The organism is Kaarinaea lacus (assembly GCF_975902315.1).
The window spans coordinates 1-3,235 of the sequence record NZ_CDLKIE010000042.1 but is presented as its reverse complement, the minus strand read 5'-3'; the positions used below and the strand labels follow the sequence as shown (position 1 = coordinate 3,235).

The window sequence follows — 3,235 nt, the reverse complement described above, 5'->3', positions numbered from 1 at the left end:
TGTGATGCCTGTCATAGCACCCAGCAATGGGTTCCCGCGGCAGTGGATCATACCGGCTTTGTGAATAATTGCATTACCTGCCATGACGGTGTCAGCGCCAGTGGTAAAGGACCGAATCACCTGACTACTTCGGATGTATGTGATGCCTGTCATGCTGTATTCCCCGCGACCTGGACACCAGTCGCGGCCAATGCCGTGGATCACACGGAAGTGGTGGGTATTTGCTCCAGTTGTCACAATGGCACCCTGGCCAGCGGTAAATCACCTAGCCATATCAATACCACCAACACCTGCGATGCGTGTCATGCCGCAGGACCAACGCCCTGGACACCGGTCGCGAACAATGCAGTAGACCATGGTCATGTCATTGGTGCCTGTGCCAGTTGCCATGATGGCACTATTGCATCCGGTAAAAGCCCGGCACATATTAGTACGACGGATGTTTGCGATGCCTGCCACGCAGTAGGTCCAACACCATGGACACCTGTTGCCAATAGTGCAGTCGACCACAATGAAGTACTGGGTGTCTGCTCCAGCTGCCATGACAATGTGATTGCCCAGGGCAAAGGACCCGCACATATACAAACCACCCTGGAATGCGATCAGTGTCATACTTTCAATGCCTGGGTTCCTGCACTGAGTGGCGGCGCCCCCAATCACGCGACATTTACGGGTAATTGTATTTCCTGTCACGACGGTCTAACCGCAAGTGGCAAAGGCCCCGCTCATTTGCCCACATCCGATGTCTGTGATGCCTGCCATGAAAAATTCCCGGCTGCCTGGACACCGGTTGCTTCGGCGGCAGTGGATCACAACCAGGTTGTGGGAATCTGTTCCAGTTGCCATAACGGTACGCTCGCATCAGGCAAGTCTGCAAATCACATCAATAGTACAAACACCTGTGATGCCTGCCACGCCCCGGGGCCAACACCATGGTCTCCGTTATCACCGAGTGCGGTGGATCATGGGCATGTCATCGGAACCTGTGCCAGTTGTCACAATGGCGTGATTGCACAAGGCAAAGGGCCTTCACATATAAGTAGCAGTGATGTGTGTGAGAGCTGTCACGCCGTTGCGCCTACACCATGGTCGCCCCTTGCCAGCAATGCGGTTGATCATAACCAGGTGATTGGTACCTGTGCCAGTTGTCATAACGGTGTTGTCGCGTCCGGTAAAGGTCCCAATCATATTAGTACAACTGATGCCTGTGATACCTGTCACCAGCCTGGTCCGACTCCGTGGTTGCCAGTTGCTCCGAGCGCAGTGGACCATAATGAAGTACTGGGTGTTTGCTCCAGTTGTCATGATGGTGTGAGTGCGCAAGGTAAAGGTGCTGGCCATGTCCAAACGACGTTGGAATGCGATAATTGCCATGTCACCAGTTCCTGGACGCAGGTGACAACCGTGGATCACACCAGCTTTGCTGGTAACTGTATTACCTGCCATGACGGTGCAACAGCGAGCGGTAAGAGCGGGGCGCACATACCCACGAGCGATGTTTGTGATGCCTGCCATGAAAAATTTCCACAGACATGGACGCCGGTAGCCAGTAGCGCTGTAGATCATACGCAAGTAGTGGGCATCTGTTCCAGCTGTCACAATGGTACAATCGCGTCAGGCAAGTCAGGTATTCATATTAATAGTACAAATACCTGTGATGCCTGTCACCAACCGGGCCCGACGCTGTGGACTCCCGTGCAATCCAGTGCCGTGGACCACGGGCATGTTATTGGAACCTGCGCCAGTTGTCATAATGGTGCTATCGCAACCGGCAAACCGGGCAATCATCCGAATACCAGTGACCTGTGCGAAGCATGCCATAGAACACCACCCAACACCTGGTTGCCGTTTATAACACCACTGGATCACAGCCAGGTAATTGGCTCCTGTGCCAGTTGTCACAATGGCGTGATCGCCCAGGGTAAACCGGGAAGTCATCCAACCACAACCGATGTTTGTGAGGCTTGCCATAACATTCCTCCAGCAACCTGGTTGCCGTTTATAACTCCATTAGATCATAACCAGGTGCTTGGCACTTGTGTCAGTTGCCATAACGGCGTGGTCGCAACTGGTAAGCCGGGCAATCATCCGAATACATCTGATGTCTGCGATGCTTGCCATCGTGTACCGCCCAATACCTGGTTACCATTTATTAGTCCATTGGATCATAACCAGGTCTTAGGTACATGTGTCAGTTGTCACAATGGCACCATTGCAACCGGTAAGCCGGGGAACCATCCCAATACTTCGGACAACTGCGATGCCTGTCATAACATTCCGCCAGCAACCTGGCTGCCGTTTATTTCGCCGCTGGATCATAATGAAGTGCTGGGCACTTGTGTCAGTTGTCATAACGGTACTATTGCCACGGGTAAGCCTGCGAGTCACCCAAATACAACAGATGTATGTGAAGCTTGTCATCGAGTGCCGCCTAGTACCTGGCTACCATTGATTACGCCTCTGGATCACGGTCAGGTTATAGGTACATGCATTAGTTGTCACAATGGCACCATTGCCACAGGAAAACCTGGCAACCATCCACCGACATCAGATGTTTGTGAAGCCTGTCACCGTGTGCCGCCCGATAACTGGCTGCCATTCATCAGTCCCTTGGATCACAATCAGGTTATTGGTAGCTGCGTGAGTTGTCACGATGGCGGCGTTGCGACCGGTAAGCCCGGCAATCATCCATCCACCACTGATGTCTGTGAAGCTTGTCATCGTGTACCTCCAGATACCTGGCTGCCGTTTATTTCGCCGCTGGATCATGCTCAGGTGCTCGGTACTTGCGTGAGTTGTCACGATGGTGGCATTGCCACAGGTAAGCCGGGTAATCATCCCAGTACCACCGATCTGTGTGAAGTCTGTCATAACGTGCCACCACAGACCTGGGTACAATTAATTACGCCACTGGATCATAGCCAGGTAATTGGTACTTGTGTCAGTTGTCATGACGGTGGTATAGCCACGGGTAAACCGGGTAATCATCCTAATACATCTGATATCTGTGAAAACTGTCATAACGTGCCGCCGACACCCTGGACGAACGTTGCCGGATTATTCTCGCACTCCGATGCCTTTGACGTTTGCTCATTCTGTCACGATGGAGGCATTGCGCAAGGCAAAAACGGTGGTCATTGTGAGCCGGCAGGAGAGTGTAATGATTGTCATGTCACGGCAGGATGGCTCGTAGGACCGCCAGCGGATTGTGCAGCGCCACCGCCACCCCCACCCC

At 52.9% G+C, this 3,235-nt stretch carries 1 protein-coding gene; it reads left to right on the top strand.

The window, feature by feature from the left end; translation table 11 throughout:
* A partial coding sequence (locus tag ACWVCM_RS00745) for a hypothetical protein (RefSeq protein ID WP_455199780.1) occupies window positions 1-3,235 on the top strand: 3,235 nt, incomplete at both ends.